Consider the following 19,553-nt stretch of genomic DNA (forward strand, 5'->3'; position numbering starts at 1 on the left):
TGTTATAGGTTCAAGTCCAGTTCCGAGCACCATTTAATTTCTTACATGAACAACCATAATAGGCTAGGCTAAAAGAGCCTGTTAGATTTCTTTTTATTTAGTGCTAATCTATGATCTGACTTCTTTTAAGTGAGATATATGAAAGTAGCTTTATTTACTCTAATTATTCTTTTTCAGTTTCATTGTTATTCAAAAGTAAATATTACTATTAATAAAATCTCTAAGACTGATATGTTTCAAAGTTCAGTAGTATTAAAACAGTATATGCCAACTAGAGAGGATGAGTCTAAAGAGTATTTTGTATCACTTACTGAATACCTTCCTCTTGTTGTTGACGAGATTGTTCCTCATTCTTCTCGTTACTTTAAGCAAGATAAGACTCCATATCTAAAGTGGAACTGTCGTATTGGTTTGAGTAAGAAACAAGGTAAAATGTACTTTGATTTTAATGAAAATATTGTAAAGACTACTAAGCAGTATGAAGGAATGGCCAAAGGTAACTATATAAGTGGAATAGTTATAAATGGTCGTCTCGTTAATGTCTCAAATGAATATGGCAGCTTTAGACGTGTTCCTAAGCAACTTTATATAACTTATGCACTATTGGACAAGAATAAGGCTATTGAAGAGTGTAAGAAGTTAAATAACTCAGATTCTTAGATAAAAGAATACTCAGAAAGTTGTTTTCGGCTCTAATTTGTCACTATTTTTAAATATGCAAGCTCACCAAGGTCGTCTCCAAATAATCTCGTGTTCTGGACTTCAGCAAAGGCTAGGATTCTCAATTGCTTATTGTCTAAGTGTGAATAGCTTGGCCTAGATAAGCTTTTACAGCTATCGAAGTAATTCTTATTAAATAGCTGTAAAAAGGAAGTGTATAAAGTTTGTACATATACCTAGTATTTACAAACGATCCCTAGAGATCCTCTTTCGCTGCGATAATAGTTTAACTGTTTTTTGAGTTGAAAGGAAGATTTATGAGGGTCATTATAAATAATGAATTATTGGTAGCAATTCTTAAAAGGTCTATTCTCTTATTGATTCTTCAGGCCTCACTACTAATTAATAGCAGTTTGGCCAGTCGGTGTGAAAGAGGGGACCGGGAACTTACTCAAAGAAGTGAAATAATGCGAATTCGAAGTACTTTGAATGAAAAGGACTCTTCTTGTACAGCATTTCTTATTTCTAAATCATGCGCAGTTACAGCAGGTCATTGCTCTGATCACTTTGAGTGGGCGGAGTTCAATTTACCTGCTTCGTATGGAGATGAAATTACTAATTCTTCTGCTGAAGATACTTATAGAGTTCGGAAAAAAACAGCTAATTACAACTTTGGCCAAACAGGGGATGACTACGCGGTTTTTAAACTAGAAAAAAACCAAGTAACAGGCCTCTACCCTGGAGAAGTATACGGATATTTAGAAATTAGTCATTCTAGGCCACTAAAAGGTGAGAGCATTCAGATAATAGGATACGGATTATCTTTTCAAGATGAGCACTCCTATCTTTCTCAAAAGTCTTCTTATGGAAATGTTACTAGTTCAGACTATAGGAGAGGTTATCCTTTTATCGCGAATCTAAGTTCAGTTACATATGATGCAACAACCTCTGGAGGGGACTCAGGGGCTCCAATAATTAGAAATTCAGATGGAAGAGTCATTGGAGTTCATACGAAGGGGATGTGCTACTTTGGAGCTAGAAGAAATGGTGGCACGCTCTTTAAAGATCATAAGAAATTTACTAAAGCCGTTGAGTCCTGCTTAGAAAGCGAGCACTAATATAGTATACGAAGTTTAACGGTCTGGTATTGTCTAGAAATTATCTCTTTAAAATTTAGTTATTTTCTATTTACCCGATAAGTAATCAAATACTTATTAAGAGAAATTAATGAAAAAAGCTCCCATTCCAGATAATGATTTCGAACGCCTTGAAGCTTTAAGAAAGTATGAAATCTTAGATACCGATGTAGAGAAATCATTTGATCAAATAACAAAACTTGCAAGTGCTATTTGTGAGACTCCTATTGCTCTTGTTAGTTTAATTGATAAAGAGAGACAGTGGTTTAAGTCTCATCATGGATTGGAGGCGAGAGAGACTCCAAGGGATATTTCTTATTGTGGCCATGCGATTTTATCAGATGAAATTCTGATTGTTGAAGATGCTAGTGATGATCAGAGGTTTTGCGACAATCCTCTTCTAACTGGTGCCCCACATGTAAAGTTTTATGCAGGAGTTCCCCTTGTTGATGAGGAAGGGTTTAAGCTTGGAACTCTCTGTGTGATTGATCATAAATCCAAGAAATTAAGTGAAAAGCAAATAGAGAGCTTAGAGGCACTAGCTTCCAATGTAATTTCTCTGCTAGCACTTAGAAAGAAGAATATTGAACTTCATAAAGTTAAGGATCAATTTCAAGAGATTGAGAAAATGTCTTTGACTGGAGGATGGGAGTTAAATTTATCAACATCAGAGGTTATTTGGACGGATGAGGTTTATCGAATTCATGGAATAGAAATTGGGAAGCAGACTTCAAAAATAGACGGTCTCGGATTCTATGTAGGCTCTTCGAAAAAGAAGCTAGAGAGATTACTTGAGAATTGTATATCCAATGGCACGCCTTTTGATGATGTTTTCTCCTTTAAAGACAATTATGGAAATCATAAGTGGGTTAGATCTGTTGGAAGAGCTGTTCGAAATGAGGATAATGAAATAGATAGAGTTATTGGAACATTTCAAGATATTACGAGCTATAAAGTTAATGAAAATAGGCTCAAAGAGTTAAATAACTACCTAGATATAAGTTTAGATAGTGCTAACCTTGGGCTTTGGGAATGGAATATAGAAGAGGACTTCATTAAATATGATAGACGTTGGGCCAAGATGTTGGGGCTTGAGTTTAGAGATATTAAGCATTCAGTTAAGAGCTGGAGGTCGAGAATTCATCCGGATGATTTACCAAAAGTTAATAAGAGAATTAGAGATTATTTAGATGGAGAGAGTGAGCGCTATAGAAGTGTTCATAGAATGAAGCATATTAATGGAGAGTGGATTTTCATACTAGATCAGGGAGTGATCACTAAGCGTAACTCTAAAGGTGTTCCAGTTAAGTTCATTGGAACTCATACTGATATAACGGAAATAAAGAAGAAAGAGAAGATTGATGTCTCTATCGAAAATATTCGAGAGAGGTATATTACTTTTAAAAACGATCATCAGAGTTTCTATGAGTATGTCTCTGAAACTTTCATGGATATATCGATGGGAGAAATTGGCTCTCTCGTTCAGTATGATTCTCAGATAGACCGGTTTCAGGAAATTTATTCATGCGGAAAGGAAAGAGTCGAAGAATCTGAAAGTAAACTTTCTGAAATTTATAAATTAATTATCAATTCAAGTGACCATTACCTTAGTGATTATGGGAAAGCCCCAAATAACTTAGTCGGAAAATTTAAATATATAGGAATTCCTATTCATAGATCAAAGAAAAGTGTTCTATTTCTTCTTATTGGAGGGAATAGGCTTGAATATAACTTATCTTTCTATGAGTATCTCTATCCACTTATTCAAGTAGTGAGTGAAATGATTGCTTATTTGAATTTAGAAAAAGAGAAAGATGAAAAAGAATACGAAAGGAATATTATTCTTGAGAGCACTGGTGTTGCTCTTTGGTCTTATTATCCTTTAGAGGAAAGGCTAGAGTGGGATACAAGTATGTACAATCTCTGGGAGACTTCTGCTGGAAAATATCAAAGTAACACTGAGATATTTGCTCGACTTGTTCATCCTGATGATCTTAAAGGTGCTCTTGAAGAATTTAAAGACACTATTAAGTATCATGATAAATATGATACGAGCTTTAGAATTCTGACTTCTGATAATAAAGTTAAACATATTAAGGCCAAGGCCGATGTCATTAGAAATAGTGAGGGAATGGCGGTAAAGATTCTTGGAGTTAATTGGGACTCCACAAAAGATATAAATATTAAAAATGAATTAATCTCTGCAAAAGATGAGGCCGAAAGTTCTGCTAGAGCAAAGTCTCAATTTCTTGCAAATATGTCCCATGAAATAAGAACACCGATGAATGGTATTTTAGGAATGGTTTCCTTATTGTCTGATACAAAACTAAATCAAGAACAAATCGAAATGATTGAGACAATTCAGTCGTCAGGAGATATCTTGATGACAATTCTCAACGATATTTTAGACATTAGTAAAATTGATGCAGGTAAACTTCATATAGAAGATAGGAGTTTTTCTTTAAGAGACTGCATAGAGCAAACGTTATATCTCTTTTCGAGTATTGCATCCGAAAAGAATATTTCTTTGTCTTCTGATATTAGTAAGAATGTTCCGAATTATTTAATTGGTGATATAACTCGAATTAGACAAATTCTAGTAAACTTTCTCTCTAATGCTACAAAGTTTACGAGTAAAGGAGCAATTAGTATTAATGTTGATGGAGAGTGTCTATCAAACGAAAACTTTGAACTCTCTATCTCTGTTAAAGATAGTGGCATTGGGATTAAAAAAGATGCTCAAGGTAAATTATTTGAATCCTTTTCTCAGGCAGATGCTTCTACAACTAGAAAATACGGAGGCTCTGGATTAGGACTCTCTATCTGTGGAAAATTAGCGAGTTTGATGAAAGGAGAAATTTTATTTGAGAGCAAGTATGGCAAAGGATCAACTTTTACTTTTAAGGTCAATTTAAAGATTGGAAAGAAAAATGAAGGAACAATTATTGATCGAAAAATACATTTGAATAATTCAGAAAGTTTTTCTAGTGAATATCCTCATAATATTCTCTTAGTTGAGGATAATCTTGTTAATCAAAAAATTGCATTAATGCTTTTAAAGAAAATGGGATATGAGTGCGAAATAGCAAATAATGGTCAAGAAGCGGTAGATTTAATTATTAAAAATGGGCCAAAGTTCTATTCACTTGTATTGATGGATATGCAAATGCCTGTTAAAGATGGTGTAGAGGCAACAATCGAAATTATAGGGAAGTTCTCTACTGATGCTCCTCCAATAATTGCAATGACTGCTAATGTTCTTGAAGAAGATAGAGAGTCTTGTAAGAATGCAGGAATGGTAGATTATCTAAGTAAACCCATTAAAATTGATCAATTAAAGAGAGTTCTCATTAGAAAGTTTTGATAGTTTTTATCTATCACTCGATAAGTTATTAATATTAGAATCTATATACTCCAAGTGTTAAATTACTTTTAACAACAAACCATAAAGGAGTATATATGCAGACTTTAATCAATTCAAAAATTCAAGAATTTAGTGTTCAGGCCTATCAAAATGAAGACTTCAAAACGGTCACAGAAAAAGATCTTCTAGGAAAGTGGTCAATTCTATTTTTCTACCCTGCTGACTTTACTTTTGTTTGTCCAACAGAGCTTGGAGATATGGCAGATAGGTACGCTGAGTTCCAAAAAATGGGTGTAGAAGTTTACTCTATTTCTACCGATACTCACTTCACTCATAAAGCGTGGCACGACACTTCTGAAACTATTAAGAAAGTTACTTACCCAATGTTAGCTGATCCTACAGGAAAGCTTACAAGAGCATTTGGTGTTCATATTGAAGAGGAAGGACTTGCTTATAGAGGAACTTTTCTCATCAACCCTGCAGGAGAAATTAAGCTTGCTGAAGTTAATGATAACGGAATTGGAAGAAATGCTGATGAGCTTATGAGAAAAGTTCAAGCCGCTCAGTTTATAGCAGAGCACCCAGATGAGGTTTGTCCTGCTAAGTGGAAACAAGGTGGAGAGACTCTCAAGCCAGGTCTTGATCTTGTAGGTAAAATTTAGAGTTAAGAAAGTATTAGGGTCACAGCTTTAGTGGCCCTTTATTAATCTCTAATAAAAAGGAATATATATGTTAGACTCACAGATATTAGATCAGTTAAAAAGTGTTTATGAAAAACTAGAAAATGATATTGAACTTGTATATTATCACTCAACTCATGGGAAGCAAGACGAGTTGGTGGAGATGCTTGAGGGGGTTGCCTCAACTTCTGATAGAATATCTGTTAGTCAAACTAAGGAGACTTCTTCTGCGCCAGCTTTCTTTATAAAGTACAATGGTAGCGCCAACGGTATTTCTTTTAAGGGAATTCCTGGTGGACATGAGTTTACTTCGCTGATACTTGCCATATTAAATTCTGATCAAAAGGGAAAACTTCCTGATGCTGGGATTATTTCAAGGATTAAGAAAATAAAAGGAGAGATTAAGCTTAATACTTACATTTCTCTTTCTTGTGAAAACTGTCCTGAAGTTGTTCAGTCTCTAAATCTTATTTCGATTCTAAACTCTAATATCAGTCATCAAATGATTGACGGAGAGTTTGAGCAAGAAGAAATTGAAAGACTCAAAATTCAAGGAGTTCCAAGTGTGATGTTTGGGGACGAATTAATAAGTTCTGGGAAAACTAATCTATCTTCTCTTTTATCAAAGTTAGAAGAGAAATTTGGAGTAGAAGATTCGTCGCCTGAAGATAAGGACCTTGGAGAGTTCGATGTCGTAGTTGTTGGAGGGGGGCCTGCTGGTGCTTCTGCTGCAATCTACTCCGCTCGAAAAGGACTCAAGACTGTTGTTATTGCTGAAAAAGTAGGTGGACAAGTTCAAGATACGAAGGGGATAGAAAATCTCATCTCTGTTTCTTATACTGAAGGTCCACAACTTGCGGCAAAACTTGTTGAACATATGAATGAATATAATATTGAAATTCTTGAACACAGACTTGTAAAAAGTATTAATAATAATGGTGTTAAAGAGGTTTTACTTAATAGTGGAGAGTTTTTAAAAACAAAATCTCTTATTATCGCTACTGGAGCCAAGTGGAGAGAACTTGGTATTGATGGGGAAAAAGAGTACACAGGGCGTGGAGTTGCCTATTGTCCTCATTGCGATGGGCCTTATTATAAAGGAAAGGATGTTGCTGTTATTGGAGGAGGAAACTCTGGGGTTGAAGCCGCAATTGATTTGGCCGGAATCGTTAAGTCGGTGACTCTCTTTGAGTTTCTTCCGGATTTAAAAGCAGATGAAGTACTCGTGAAGAAATTAGAGTCTCTTTCTAATGTAAATATTATTAGAAACGCAAGAACTTCTAAAGTCGTTGGCGATGGAGAGAAGGTTGTCGCTCTTGAATATGAAAATAGAGAGAGTGGTGAATTTCATGAGCAAAGCTTAGATGGAGTCTTCGTTCAAATTGGACTAAGTCCAAATAGTTTCTTTGTTAAAGATATTATTGAAACTAATAAGTTTGGTGAGATCGTCATTGATAATAAGTGTAGAACTAGTGTTAAAGGAATCTATGCCGCAGGAGATGTGACAACAGTTCCTTATAAGCAAATAATTATTTCGATGGGTGAAGGGGCGAAAGCAGCACTTGCCGCCTTTGAAGACAATATGACCTCTTAGAAGCTCTCTAAGAGGAAGTCTAAATCATCTAGAAAGAGAGCTTCTGTTCTTAATCTAAGATAAGTTGGATAGAATAAATCTGGAGCACTAACTGAAAAGTCATGATACTTAGTGAGTGCTTCATCACTTCCATTTTTTAAATAGTAAACTATCGCTGCAAATGCTCTTGAGTTAAATGAATAGTTCCGAATATTTTCTAGGGCCATCTTTGAAAGCTGCTCAGTGCTAAAGTGATTTGATCTAAAAGAATAGCTTTGTAGCAGTTCATTGATACTAATAAGAGTCGGTGAGAGATAGTAAATAACTCCCATCTCTTTAGCACTTGGATGCATAACGATCATATCTTCATCGTTGATTATATATTTACCCATATACTTTGTATAAAGGCCTCTTAGAATACTTCTTCTAAGAGCAATATTTCTAAAATCAAATCTCTTCGCGACAAAGAGCATCGCTAAACTCTCTGCAAATGATTCTGCCATATGAATACTGTGTGATTCAGTTGAGTATTGATCAGGAACAAAAGTTTCATCAATACAGTGAGAGAGCTCGTGATAGAGCGAGACTAGCTTAAGCTCTTTTAAGCTCAGTAAGTTCATAACTTTTTCAATCGTATTTTCAGGATAAGGGTTGAGCTCGTTTGTGATTCCAAGAATTCTCTTCACTTCTTCTCTGTGATCTGTTTTTGCTCCAGAGGGAAAGACTGCACAGAATTTATATTCACCAGATTTTCTTCCTCTAAAAGGAAGAGCGCTCGCCGAATTATTTAAAACCGTGTGGTAGTCGAGAATAGTTTCCGCTTCAGATTTATCAACTATTAAATGAAACTTTGATTTAACATAGGATGTAATAGTATTTATATCATTGTCTTTAGCGCCAGTAAGTAATGAACTTATGAGGCCTTTATCAAAAACTAAGATTGGATATTTAGAATAAGAATTAAATTCTTTATTAAGAGACTCTATCTCTGCACTTGTATCAAAGGCGAATGAGCTAAAGGACAGAGAAGAAATTAAAAGTAATTTTAAAAAATAATTCACCACTACTTGCGCTTTATTTTCTTAGGAAGGAAGTCTTCGATTTCATCAATTAAGTACTTCATTCTTTGAGTGGTATCTTCTAATCGTTTTAATTGTGAGTGTATGAGAAGTATTCTATCTAATTGACCTAGCTTTTGTTGAATCGGTGCTTCTTCTTCAATTAGCTCGTCTTCATCATAAATATCATCTTCATTTGGTAAGTGAGAGAATTCATTTAGTAGTGCCTCAAGAGGATCGTTCTTCATAAGATCTTCTTTACTAGTAGTCGCAGGATAATTCTTAGCGGCAGGGAACATCACGAGGTTATCTGCTGAGTTTTGAATGCTTTCTTTCATTTCACTTCCAATTTAAATTCATTTATATAATTGCTAAATTTATGCCAAATTCTCTAATTACACTTTCAAACACTTAGAGAATTCTTCTTGACGGAAAGGGTGTCTAATTCTCTTAAATTGTCCGATTTTTAGTCACTTACATGAGTTTTATTGACTCTATAGGCAGTGCTGTGTTCATTCTAGATGAGGTTTAAGTCTGGGAAAAGACAAGTGAATTAATTACAAAAGGAAGTGATTAAAACTTCGACAAAAATTTCGGAAATAAATGCCTGATGGAAAGAGAGCAGTGAGGCTGAGATTATAGATAGGTGTTTAATTCATTTGGAGTTAGAAATGAGTGAAAAACCAGCATGCTTAAAATGTGTTCATTATAAGGCCTCTTGGGACCCTCAAAATCCAAGAGCGTGCAAGCTCTATGGGTTTAGTTCTAAATTCCTTCCTTCTCAAGTTGTTAAGAGGGAAACTGGTATAGATTGTCAGGGTTTTAGGTTAAGAGATCATTTTAAGAAAGAAAAAACTCTCGATCTCAATGACGATTCTCTTTGGTAGTATAGATTACCGATATTACATAGTTTGACTCATTTGGTCGAACATTTTTTCCAGCTACATTTCAACTTCTAATTTTTGTAAAATATATTTAGAGAGTACTCTCAACTGGAGCCTGACCATGAGTCTATTTCAAAATCTAAACATCACTAGTAATACCTCAAATCAACTTGGAAAGAAGTTGGAAATTGTAGGTGATAATATTAATAATGCTGGAACAAATGGTTTTAAAGGAAGTAGAGCTGAGTTTTCAGAGATGCTCAATACAGCTTCCATGGGAGCTGACGGAGGAAATCAAGTCGGTGCTGGTGCAGTGATGGATAACTCCACAAGAGACTTAAGTCAGGGAACTTTGGCCCACTCAAATTCTGCTACTGATTTGGCCATTGATGGAAATGGTCTTTTCGCGGTTGATACTCCTTTTGGTCAAGCTTATACAAGAGATGGCTCTTTTCACTTTGATAAAGAAGGCTTTCTAGTGACAAGTGATGGACATAAGGTTCTAGGTTTTAATGGTGATGAAGGAAAGGAAGCAAATGTAGTTGCACCTCTTCAATTGGCCAATGGGAATATGAACTCAACGGCAACTTCTAATGTCAGTCTTACGATGAACTTAGATGCAAGAGAAGATGTGAAGGTCTTTGATCCGCAAAACCCTAGAGAGACTAGTAGCTTTGAGAGATCTATCACGGTTCTAGATGCTAAAGGTGAGCAGCAATCTCTTAATCTCTATTTTACAAAAACGGCTAATGGAAATTGGTCTTATAATGCCGTGGCAAAAGGTTCTGATTTAGAGCCCGCTGTTGAAGGAAATGTTCTTGTCGGAACAGGTACTGTAACTTTTGATCAAAAGGGAGTCATGCAAAATGATTCTGGATTAGAGGCGACAACAGTATTTAAAGGCGGTGAAGAGCAGACGATTAATTTTAGTTTAACAAGTAAGGGTGTAGCGACAACACAATTTGGAACTGACTCAAGTGTGAGCTCTAATGTTCGTGATGGAAGCACTAGTGGCTCAGTGGTAGGACTTGGTTTTGATCAAGGCGGAGCGATGACCATTCGTTATGATAACGGAGAAAGTAGACAGCTTGGAAAAGTTGCCGTCGCAAAATTTACAAATGAGCAGGGGTTAAGAAAAATAGGTCAAAATCTCTATGTTGGAAATCAAACTTCTGGTCAAGTTTCTCTAGGACAGAGTGGAAAGAATGGTAGAGGTGATATTAAAACAAATGCAATCGAGCAATCTAATGTTGATATTACTGATAATTTTGTCGACATGATGAAGACTCAGAAAAGTTTTTCCGCAAACTCTCAGGCCATGGGTGCAATTGATAGTTTACTTCAGAACGTGATAGGTCTTAGATAATCATTGTTGTCGCAGTAAATTTAGCACCACCATTATCTGTACTTTTATCTAAAGTTAATTCGAGTTTAGTTCTGTCATCAATTCTAGAAAAATCTTCTAAGTAGGCTTTCTTAAATGGAATTAGAATATTTTGAACTTTAAGAATATTCTCCATGGCAAATTCATTTGGCTCCATCTCGAATTGAATAGATTGATTTGATTTTTCTGTAATTTTATACTTATAAGCATCTTGGTAGAAAGGAGCATTTTCTAGGAAAACTTTCAGCAGATTTAAGCTCGTATTCTTCTTTTGATATTCACAAGAATGGACACCATGAAACTCTTCAACTTTAGAGTGCTTGGAGATGTCTTTGAATAAATCATCAGACAATTGGTCTCCATAGAAGTGATTTAAGAGATCACAAATGAAGAGAAAATTGATTTTATTATTTAGGTCAACAAAAATAAGGTCAGAGACTTTGACTTTCTGCAAAAAAAGATCAAATTGATCTTGTCCCTGTTTTTCACAGGTATACTTGATGATGGGGATGATTTCTTTAACTGAAGAATAGGCGTGATTGAAGTACTTCTTAGGTAATTTAAAAACGTTCTTCTGTGTTTCAGAAGTTGGCTTAATCCCTCTGTCTATAAATCCAGTCCACACTGAGTCTGCTGGAATGTCGAGAACTTTACTTAATAGAAACCAGTGTTTAGCTGAGACTGAGCATTGAAAAGACTCTATTTTTGAAAGTGTTCCCTGCGTTATCCCAGTGATAGATGAAACTTCTGATTGAGTTATTCCCTTTCTCTTTCTCGCGCACATGATGATTTTAGATAGTCTTAATTCGTCAATTCTCATACTTTCTATTCTCTTTTCTGGTACTTTTGTCCTATGCTTTAATGTAGAACAATTTCACACAAATTCAACGGCTTTTAGACTTTTTTGTGAAACTTTGTTAGAAAGTGCCCATTACTATAATTTAAGGATTTACATGAATACCATTGATAACAGGGTCGAAGCGTTAGTAGAGAAGTTTTCTAATTTCACTAATTGGGAAGATAAGTATAAAGCAATTATAGGTCTAGGTAAGGAGTTGAGTGAGCTTCCAGAGGAGCATAGACTCGAATCAAATAAAGTAAAGGGTTGTCAGAGTCAGGTCTGGCTACATGCTGAGCTCCGTGGTGATAAAGTGGTTTTCATGGCCGATAGTGATGCCTCTATTGTTAAAGGAATTATAGCACTTCTCTTAAGTGTCTATTCCGACGCAACTCCTGATGAGATTCTTGCAACAAAACCTGAATTTCTAGAGACTATTGGTCTTAGACAACACCTCTCTATGAGTCGCGCGAATGGACTTAGTTCTATGGTTAAACAGATCTCTGTGTACGCGCTTGCATTTAAAACAAAGATTAGCTTAGGACTCTAGTAATGATGACGTATAGACCAAGAAGAAATAGAAGTTCAAAGAGTATTCGAAATCTAGTTAGAGAAAATATTTTAACGACTAATGACCTCATTGCTCCTCTCTTTGTTATCGAGGGGGAGAACTCGTCGATTGCTATTGATTCTATGCCTGGTCAAGCGAGACTAAGTGTTGATCTACTAGTGAAAGAAGTTGTTGAACTTTGGAATTTAGGAATTCCATGTGTGTCTCTCTTTCCAGCGCTAGATGATTCTAAGAAAGATAAGTACGCTACAGAATCTTACAACGATAATGGACTCTTTCAAAGGGCCATAAGAGCAGTGAAAGAAGCTTGTCCTGAAATTCTTATTATGACTGACGTCGCAATGGATCCTTACTCAAGTGATGGTCACGATGGAGTTGTTGCGGACAATGGTGAAATTTTAAATGATGAAACTCTAGAAATTTTAGCCAATATGGCAATCTCTCAAGCGAGAGCAGGCAGTGATATCATCGGCCCTTCAGATATGATGGACGGGCGAGTAGGATATATTAGAGATGCTTTAGATGATGCAGGTTTCACAGAGACTTTAATCATGTCTTATACTGCTAAGTACGCTTCAGCTTTCTATGGACCATTTAGAGATGCTCTAGACTCAGCACCTAAGAGTGGCGATAAGAAGACTTATCAAATGGATTATGCAAATAAGCGCGAGGCCATTAGAGAGACTATTCTAGACGAGCAAGAAGGGGCCGATATCTTAATGGTAAAGCCCGGACTAAGCTATCTTGATATTATTAGTGATATGAGAGCAAATACAACTCTTCCAATTGCCGCTTATAACGTGAGCGGAGAGTATGCCATGGTTAAGGCCGCTAGTGAGCGTGGTTGGATTGATGGTGAAGCTGTGATGATGGAAATGCTAATGGCCTTTAAAAGAGCGGGCTGCGATATGATTCTCACTTACTTCGCAAAAGAAGCCGCACTCGTTTTAAATAGATAACCAACTTAGGTTATCTATTAGATCTCTGATAAGATTTCTTAATTTCTGATTGTAGGTTTTCAACTTTTAAAATTTTGAAAACTTTCTCATCTGAATCTTTAGATTTTTCACTGTAGTGAATAGAGCGTAAGCAGTCTTTGTCCGTATAATAGAAATCTTTCTTCCCTTGAATGAGTATACCTTCAACTAAACCGGTCTTATCATTAAAAACAGGTGAGCCACTATTTCCCATATAAGTATCAGTATTAGTAATGAAATAATTCTTGCTCTTTTTGAAAGCTCTAAATGGGTGGAGAAAGTCCGAAAGATTAATTCCACTCACCTTTGCACCGTCGGCAATTTTCATTGGAAGTCCCACTGGATGACCAATGACAACGAGGGGAGTTTTACTCTTGACCCTTCCTGAGATTCTCATTTTTAATGGCTCTCTTTCTTCTACTGGTCTATCGAGTTGAATGAGGGCGTAATCTTTAACACTCTTTGAGCTCGTCACAAGTTTTCTATCAATGATTTTCTTGCACGCATAAGTATTTTCTTTTTTGATAGTCTTTGTTCCCTTCACGTAGTCAAAGATCCAAGTATTTTCTTTACATTGAGTTTCATCATTCACACAGTGACCAGCTGTTAGAAGAAGGTCGGGGCCAACGAGAAAAGCAGTACATGTTGGAAGTGTGACTTGTTCACTAAATGGTTCTTCCTTGCAAACATTATAATAAAGTCTCATGGGAAGTTGTTTGAAGTCGAATTCTTCAGAGTTAAATTTCGATGGAGTTAAATTCTTACTCCAAACCATTCCCGCCACAGAGGCAGAGGCATCTACAAAGCGTTGGTCTGAGAACTCCTGACTTTCTACGCGATTGTCTTCACCGTAAACGACTTTTGGAGCTCCAAAAGTAGAAGTTGTTAGAAGAGCACAGGTCATTATCAATAGGGAAAAGCAGCGCTTTAAATTCATTAATCCTCCGAAGAATGAAGTGTAGAGGAATCTAAAAATGGAAACAATGCGATGTGTAATGTTTTCTTCGAGAGAACTTATTGACTAAGGGCTAAGTCTTGATTTTTACTTAAGGTTTCACGGAGTTTGCAAATGGTATTTTCAAAAGAAATTTCAGTAAGACCATTATTTGAAAAAGAGTCATCTACTTACACATATATTGTTTATGATAACGAGAGTTTAGATGGTCTTATTATCGACCCAGTGAAAGAAACTTTTGAGCGCGACCTAAGAATTATTAAAGAGCTTGGGCTTAAGATACATTGGACTCTTGAGACCCACTTACACGCAGATCATGTGACAAGTGCTTATAGCTTTTCAAAAGAATTAGGGGCCAAGATAGGGCTCTCTCAACGTGCTCTTGTAGATTGTACTGCCGCAACTTGCCTCAACGATGAAGAGGTGGTGAAAATTTCCAAGAATTTAAGTTTTAAATTTCTAGAAACGCCGGGACATACGAATTGTTCGGCTTCAATTCTAGTAGATAATTTTCTTTTCTCTGGAGATACTCTCTTGATTAGAGGTTGTGGGCGTACGGACTTTCAAGAAGGTTCTAATGAATCACTTTATAAGAGCGTTAGAGAAAAACTCTTCACATTAAGTGATGAAACCATAGTTTTCCCGGGACATAATTATGGGGGAGAGTTTATGACAACAATTGGTGAGGAGAAGAAGTATAATCCTCGCTTAAAGTTAACAAATACACTTTCTGATTTTTCTGAAATTATGGATAATTTAAACCTTTCATATCCTGCAAAAATTGATATCGCTCTTCCTTCAAATAGACTGTGTGGAAAGGAAGTTAATTCATGAAAATAATGACACTGATTCTTCTTCTATTTTCTATTGGGATAAATGCAAAAGAGTACACTGTAAAAAAGAGAAAGCTTTCTTTAAAAGTTTCCTTTGATATCAGTAGTGAGTATGAAGCTAAGTCGAAGTTCTTGAATACACCATTTCTTATTTGGAATAAGACTCTAAAGCATCACGGGCCAAGTATTGGCCTCTTTCCAATGCAGAAATTACCAAAGCACGCTCTTTCTACTAAAGCGTTAAGCTCAAATTTGAGTAGCTTTAAGAAAGAGAAAGAAGCTAATCTTAAAACACTGAAGGCGACAGATATTACTTTTGGTAAACTCGATTTAAAATCAGATAGGGCCATTTATACATACCGCTACGTATTGCCAGGAAAGGTAAGCGTTTATTCAACAGAAGTTTTAATGAAGTGCTCTGGTAAGGGACTAAGAATTAAGAGTGTAGTAAAGAAAGCAGATTACGAAAAATTTAAACCAATGATTGATGGGTTCTTTAGTTCGGTGAAATGTCTTAAGAATTAATATTCTCTTTTATCGGCTTTCACTTTTACAGGAACACGGCTCTTTTCTTGCTCTTCACGTTTCTTAATTTCAACAGCAATTAATGATCCCATGATAATTCCAGCGACAATAACGATTTCCATTGGGCCTCCTCTTACACGCAATTCCATTATAGCGTATATTCAAACTTTTCGACAGTCTGAGCAATTTAGTTAAGGATTATTGGGCGAAATGTAGGTATTTGACAGCTTTTGCCACGATTTTAGGGCGATTATGGCCCTAATGCACTGTAAATTAGAGATGTTGAATCACTGTATTATTCTTAAAACTTAGCTCTTACACCTTTTGAGAATCAGAAATACTTGGTATCATTTAAAAATATATAATTTTCAAAGGTAAAAAATGAGTTTTAATCAAACTTTAAACCCTGAGCAAAAAGCTCTTGAAATAAATCTTAATAATAAAATTTACGGAACTATCGCTGAAATTGGAGCGGGACAAGAAGTTTCAAGATACTTCTTTAGGGCCGGTGGAGCTGCGGGAACGATTGCTAAAACGATCTCCGCTTACGATATGATTGTCTCTGATACAATTTACGGAAAAGAAAAGAGTGGGCGCTATGTCTGCGAAGATAGAGTTCAAAAAATGCTCGATAGAGAGTATGACCAATTAGAAGCGAGACTGCGAGAAGTACGCGGGAAAGATACTCAATTCTTCGCCTTTGCAGATACTGTTGCAGCGAAGAGTTTTAAGAGTACGGGAGATGGTCACGGTTGGCTCGGAGTAAAGTTCCAGCATAAGTTAGGAGCAAAGCCAAGTGAGTGTATCATTCACGTTAGACTTAAAGATAAAGAAAACCTTCAACAACAAGAAGTCCTAGGCATCATCGGTGTTAATTTAATTTACGCCTGTTTTAATCATGCACTGGATTCAATTTCTTTTGCGAACTCACTTGAGGAAAGACTTTCAAGCGAGAGGATTGAAATTGATATGATTCGAGTTTGTGGCGATGCTTTTAAAAATGTTGATAATAGAGTGTTATCCCTAGAGCTAGTGAAGAGAAATTTCTGTAAGGCCATCATGTTTGATTCTGATGGAAGTGCTATTCAAGCAACAGATGCCCTATATAAGCAGAATGTACTTGTCTGTCGTGGAAGCTTTAGACCACCAACATTTGTGAATATGGATATGTTGGACACAGGACTTACCAAGTTTAAAAATGATCTTGATAAAGAAGAGCATAAGAATATTATGGTTCTTCCTGAGATTAGTATGTCCAAGCTCAAAGAAAGGGGTCAGGTTGATAATGCGGACTTCTTGGCGAGAGTAGATATTCTTGCGGCCCTAGGGCATAAAGTTCTTATTACAAGTTTTGAAAACTACTTTGAACTTAATACCTATCTTGAAACTTATTCTAAGAGGAATGTTTCCTTTGTTCTAGGTGTTTATAATTTAGAGGAGATCTTTGACTTAACTAAGTATGAAGACTATTCCTTTGGCCCTCTGGCAGGTATAGGAGCTCTCTTTGGAAAGAGAACAAAACTCTATGTCTACCCAGGACACGACGAAGAAAATCCTGAAGTTAAAATAACGATCGAGAAAATAAAAGTTGATAAGAAGTTAACTTTTCTTCTCATGTATTTAATGGAAAATGGATTACTAGTAGATATTGAAGATTATAATGAAAATTATAGTACGATTTGGTCAAGAACTGTTCTTCGAATGATTCAAGAAGGTGTTGATGGTTGGGAGGAGATGGTTCCTGCTCTTGTGGCAAAAACTGTTAAAAAGAAGTGTCTCTTTGGCGCAACTAAGTGTGATGTGTAATCTTTAAGAGATCTTAAGTCAGGCCATAAAGAAGATAATCCGATTATTGTTAAAACAATTTTAGGGATTATAGATATGGAAAAGAATACAATAGATTGTCTCATTATTGATGATGACCCAGGAATTTGCAGAGTGCTAAAGGCCTACTGTGAAAATCTTGGAGTCTTTAGAAATATCATAGTGGCCAACGATGGTGTGGCCGGTTGTAATAAACTTAGAAATCAGAAATTCGGCCTTGTTCTTCTAGATATCAATATGCCTAAGAAGAATGGAATTGATGTTCTCTTAGACTTTGGAAAAGATCATCTAAATGGTTTTGACGATGTAGTTATTGTCTCAGGTGAATTAGATAAAGATAAAATAACAGCAATCATGTCAGCTGGAATAAAGAGTTTTCTGATTAAGCCTTTTACGGAAGCTCAATTTCAAGAAAAGGTTCTCCCTATAATAAAGAAGAACCTGCAAGTTACCAAATCAAAGTGAAATTTCGTCGTTGAGAGCTTTCCCACTTCTATGATGCTTCGTACTCATTGGAGTTTCAGTAATCTTTGAAGCGAGATCTTTTCCGTAAACCAAGCTTTCAAAGTCACAACTGTCTAAGGCCTTTTGCTCTTCATTGAAAATATGAAGAGTTTGAGTTGGAAAGGCAAATTCTATTCCCAATTCTCTACCGAGGCGAAGGATATCAATGAGTAGTCTATGCCTCTCTTGAAGCTCTGCGCTCCAATCGGGAACGCGCCAGAAGAGGTAGAGGAGGATTTGAAGGCTAGAGTCTCCCATGGAATTAAAGTAGACATGGAAGTAATCTTTTCTTGTCCACTTATGGGCGAGAATAATTTGCCTGATTCCTTCACAGAAGGCCTCAATCTTTTCAACAGGAGTATCATACTGAACTCCAATCTTTGTATTATATCTTCTGTAAGTTCTCTTTCCTAGATTATCAACACTCGCATTTATGAGCGATCCATTAGGAACTGAGATAATTGAGTCGTAGAATGTTTTAATTCGAGTTGACCTAAGTCCTACTTCAACAACTGTACCTTCGACTTTTGAGTCTATGACAATCCAGTCTCCAATGCTAAATGGGCGGTCGAGAAGAACAGTGAGAGAACCAAAGAGGTTAGAGATTGTATCCTTGGCCGCAAGAGCAAAGGCGATTCCCCCAATCCCGAGACCGGCCAAGATATTCTTCATGTCAATTGTTAGGGAGTCTCCAATGAAGATAAGTCCAAAACAGTAGACAAGAAACTTAGCTGACTTTCTAATAAGAGGAATGAGGACATCATCAAATTTATTTTCTGATTCAAGGGCCTTCTTCTCTAGGTATTGGCAGATCACATCTACTACTTGTGACGTCGTAAAAACGGCCGCCACTGTAAAGGCGATATAGCCAATTCTAAGGAGTGGTCCCAAAATCGCATCAGGAAGTTCTAGTAACTCTAGACCGAAAATCCAAAAAATAGAAAAGAAGAAAAATCCTTGCGGTGAGAAAAATCCTTCTCTGTGTTGAGTGAAGTGAATATTCTGATTGGCAAAAATAGTCTTTACTCTTGCAATGATTAAGAGGCGGATAAGCTTTTCAAAAATATGACCAAAGAAGACTAGAGCAAAGAGAGCAATCCACTGACCATTTAAGAGTAGAAAGGATCTTTGCGCAGTCCATGCAGGAAAGAATTTTTTAAGTTTTTCTTTCCATGAAGTAAGTTCGATAACACCTTTAGCAACAGAATTCTTTCGAACAGTTTGTTCAAATTCTTCAATACTAGCGAGAGTCTGAGGAGTGAAGCGCCATTTCTTATCTTTATCGAGTCCAATAGAAATTTCCAAGAAGGACTCTTTATTATTTTGAATAATTCTCTCTTGCTTATAAATCCAAAGAGTCTGTGTTTTTGAGACCTGTGGAATTTTACTAATGTCTATGTATTCTAATCGGTCGAGTGTATTTATTAACCTCTTTGCCGCAAGTTTGGCGGTAGATTCTCTGGCGGTAGGATCGAGCTCAGATTGATTTAGCGCCAAGGTCGCTAGAGTGAGTCCTTCGTGATCACCTTTTTTAAATCCCTTCATCGTTTTTAAGAAGTAATTCATGGTGGATCTTGGAGATTCAAGACTTGCTGTTGGGTAGTTGGCGGCGAAAGAGTTTACATGAAAAATAATTATTGAGAAAAGAAGTATGATCTTAGTCATTTATCTACCTTAATTTGAGTCATTATCTCTTCTATTCTAGAGTTTTAAGAGTGCATTGAAAACAAAAAATCAGCAATAACCCTTGACGTTAGTTAAACCCATACCATCTTTACTATGAGAAA

The 19,553-nt window shown here is 36.2% G+C and carries 19 protein-coding genes; 13 read left to right on the forward strand and 6 right to left on the reverse strand.

Going from position 1 to position 19,553, the window contains the following annotated elements; genetic code table 11:
* Positions 1–138: 138 nt before the first annotated feature.
* The 5 genes from CES88_RS02090 to ahpF all read left to right on the forward strand — a co-directional run bounded on the left by CES88_RS02090 (position 139) and on the right by ahpF (position 7,434).
* Positions 139–660, forward strand: coding sequence for a hypothetical protein (locus CES88_RS02090; protein ID WP_290730248.1), 522 nt, complete (start codon positions 139–141; stop codon positions 658–660).
* A 317-nt stretch (positions 661–977) separates the two neighbouring features.
* Positions 978–1,778, forward strand: coding sequence for a serine protease (locus tag CES88_RS02095; protein WP_290730251.1), 801 nt, complete (start codon positions 978–980; stop codon positions 1,776–1,778).
* 109 nt (positions 1,779–1,887) lie between these two features.
* Entirely contained in the window at positions 1,888–5,160 is a 3,273-nt protein-coding gene (locus tag CES88_RS02100; protein ID WP_290730254.1) for a PAS domain-containing protein, read from the forward strand.
* A 95-nt stretch (positions 5,161–5,255) separates the two neighbouring features.
* On the forward strand, positions 5,256–5,822 hold the full coding sequence (gene ahpC, locus CES88_RS02105) for an alkyl hydroperoxide reductase subunit C (RefSeq protein ID WP_290730257.1): 567 nt from the start codon (positions 5,256–5,258) through the stop codon (positions 5,820–5,822).
* Between the two features lie 67 nt (positions 5,823–5,889).
* Complete coding sequence (gene ahpF, locus CES88_RS02110; protein WP_290730260.1) at positions 5,890–7,434, forward strand: alkyl hydroperoxide reductase subunit F; 1,545 nt, start codon at positions 5,890–5,892, stop codon at positions 7,432–7,434.
* Here the strand turns inward: ahpF and CES88_RS02115 are convergent.
* Both CES88_RS02115 and CES88_RS02120 read right to left on the reverse strand, forming a co-directional pair.
* Positions 7,431–8,477, reverse strand: coding sequence for a hypothetical protein (locus CES88_RS02115; protein ID WP_290730263.1), 1,047 nt, complete (start codon positions 8,475–8,477; stop codon positions 7,431–7,433). The genes ahpF and CES88_RS02115 overlap by 4 nt on opposite strands.
* A complete protein-coding gene (locus tag CES88_RS02120) occupies positions 8,477–8,809 on the reverse strand; it encodes a hypothetical protein (RefSeq protein ID WP_290730266.1) in 333 nt (110 codons plus the stop codon). The genes CES88_RS02115 and CES88_RS02120 overlap by 1 nt, the downstream gene beginning before the upstream one ends.
* A 333-nt stretch (positions 8,810–9,142) precedes the next feature.
* On the opposite strand from CES88_RS02120, the gene CES88_RS02125 reads away from it, so the two are divergent.
* Together CES88_RS02125 and CES88_RS02130 are read left to right on the forward strand one after the other, a co-directional pair.
* On the forward strand, positions 9,143–9,358 hold the full coding sequence (locus tag CES88_RS02125) for a hypothetical protein (RefSeq protein ID WP_290730269.1): 216 nt from the start codon (positions 9,143–9,145) through the stop codon (positions 9,356–9,358).
* 118 nt (positions 9,359–9,476) lie between these two features.
* Positions 9,477–10,721, forward strand: a complete 1,245-nt coding sequence (locus CES88_RS02130) for a flagellar hook protein FlgE (protein WP_290730271.1) — start codon at positions 9,477–9,479, stop codon at positions 10,719–10,721.
* On the opposite strand, the gene CES88_RS02135 is transcribed toward CES88_RS02130, so the two are convergent.
* Entirely contained in the window at positions 10,714–11,559 is an 846-nt protein-coding gene (locus CES88_RS02135) for a helix-turn-helix transcriptional regulator (RefSeq protein WP_290730274.1), read from the reverse strand. The two genes, CES88_RS02130 and CES88_RS02135, sit on opposite strands and share 8 nt — an antisense overlap.
* A 133-nt stretch (positions 11,560–11,692) precedes the next feature.
* Here CES88_RS02135 and CES88_RS02140 point away from each other — a divergent pair, with 133 nt between their 5' ends.
* The gene (locus CES88_RS02140; RefSeq protein ID WP_290730277.1) at positions 11,693–12,127 is read left to right on the forward strand and encodes a SufE family protein; all 435 of its coding nucleotides are present in this window, start codon (positions 11,693–11,695) and stop codon (positions 12,125–12,127) included.
* Between the two features lie 2 nt (positions 12,128–12,129).
* Positions 12,130–13,107, forward strand: coding sequence for a porphobilinogen synthase (gene hemB, locus CES88_RS02145; protein WP_290730280.1), 978 nt, complete (start codon positions 12,130–12,132; stop codon positions 13,105–13,107).
* Between the two features lie 10 nt (positions 13,108–13,117).
* Here the strand turns inward: hemB and CES88_RS02150 are convergent, their stop codons facing one another.
* Positions 13,118–14,062: a serine protease gene (locus tag CES88_RS02150; protein WP_290730283.1), complete on the reverse strand. Its 945-nt coding sequence runs from the start codon at positions 14,060–14,062 to the stop codon at positions 13,118–13,120.
* Between the two features lie 132 nt (positions 14,063–14,194).
* Between CES88_RS02150 and CES88_RS02155 the strand changes: the two genes are divergently transcribed.
* Both CES88_RS02155 and CES88_RS02160 read left to right on the forward strand, forming a co-directional pair.
* Positions 14,195–14,914 (forward strand): MBL fold metallo-hydrolase, encoded by a 720-nt coding sequence (locus CES88_RS02155; protein WP_290730286.1) that lies wholly within the window; start codon positions 14,195–14,197, stop codon positions 14,912–14,914.
* Entirely contained in the window at positions 14,911–15,438 is a 528-nt protein-coding gene (locus CES88_RS02160) for a hypothetical protein (protein ID WP_290730289.1), read from the forward strand. The genes CES88_RS02155 and CES88_RS02160 overlap by 4 nt, the downstream gene beginning before the upstream one ends.
* Here CES88_RS02160 and CES88_RS02165 read toward each other — a convergent pair.
* Positions 15,435–15,560, reverse strand: coding sequence for a hypothetical protein (locus CES88_RS02165; RefSeq protein ID WP_290730292.1), 126 nt, complete (start codon positions 15,558–15,560; stop codon positions 15,435–15,437). The two genes, CES88_RS02160 and CES88_RS02165, sit on opposite strands and share 4 nt — an antisense overlap.
* A 259-nt stretch (positions 15,561–15,819) precedes the next feature.
* Between CES88_RS02165 and CES88_RS02170 the strand changes: the two genes are divergently transcribed.
* Both CES88_RS02170 and CES88_RS02175 read left to right on the forward strand, forming a co-directional pair.
* Positions 15,820–17,244, forward strand: coding sequence for a hypothetical protein (locus CES88_RS02170; protein ID WP_290730295.1), 1,425 nt, complete (start codon positions 15,820–15,822; stop codon positions 17,242–17,244).
* A 75-nt stretch (positions 17,245–17,319) separates the two neighbouring features.
* Positions 17,320–17,727, forward strand: a complete 408-nt coding sequence (locus CES88_RS02175; RefSeq protein WP_290730297.1) for a response regulator — start codon at positions 17,320–17,322, stop codon at positions 17,725–17,727.
* Here the strand turns inward: CES88_RS02175 and CES88_RS02180 are convergent.
* Positions 17,719–19,431: a mechanosensitive ion channel family protein gene (locus CES88_RS02180; protein WP_290730300.1), complete on the reverse strand. Its 1,713-nt coding sequence runs from the start codon at positions 19,429–19,431 to the stop codon at positions 17,719–17,721. The genes CES88_RS02175 and CES88_RS02180 overlap by 9 nt on opposite strands.
* Positions 19,432–19,553: the final 122 nt, after the last annotated feature.

The sequence above is a fragment of the Halobacteriovorax sp. JY17 genome, from assembly GCF_002753895.1.
Classification (GTDB): Bacteria; Bdellovibrionota; Bacteriovoracia; order Bacteriovoracales; family Bacteriovoracaceae; genus Halobacteriovorax.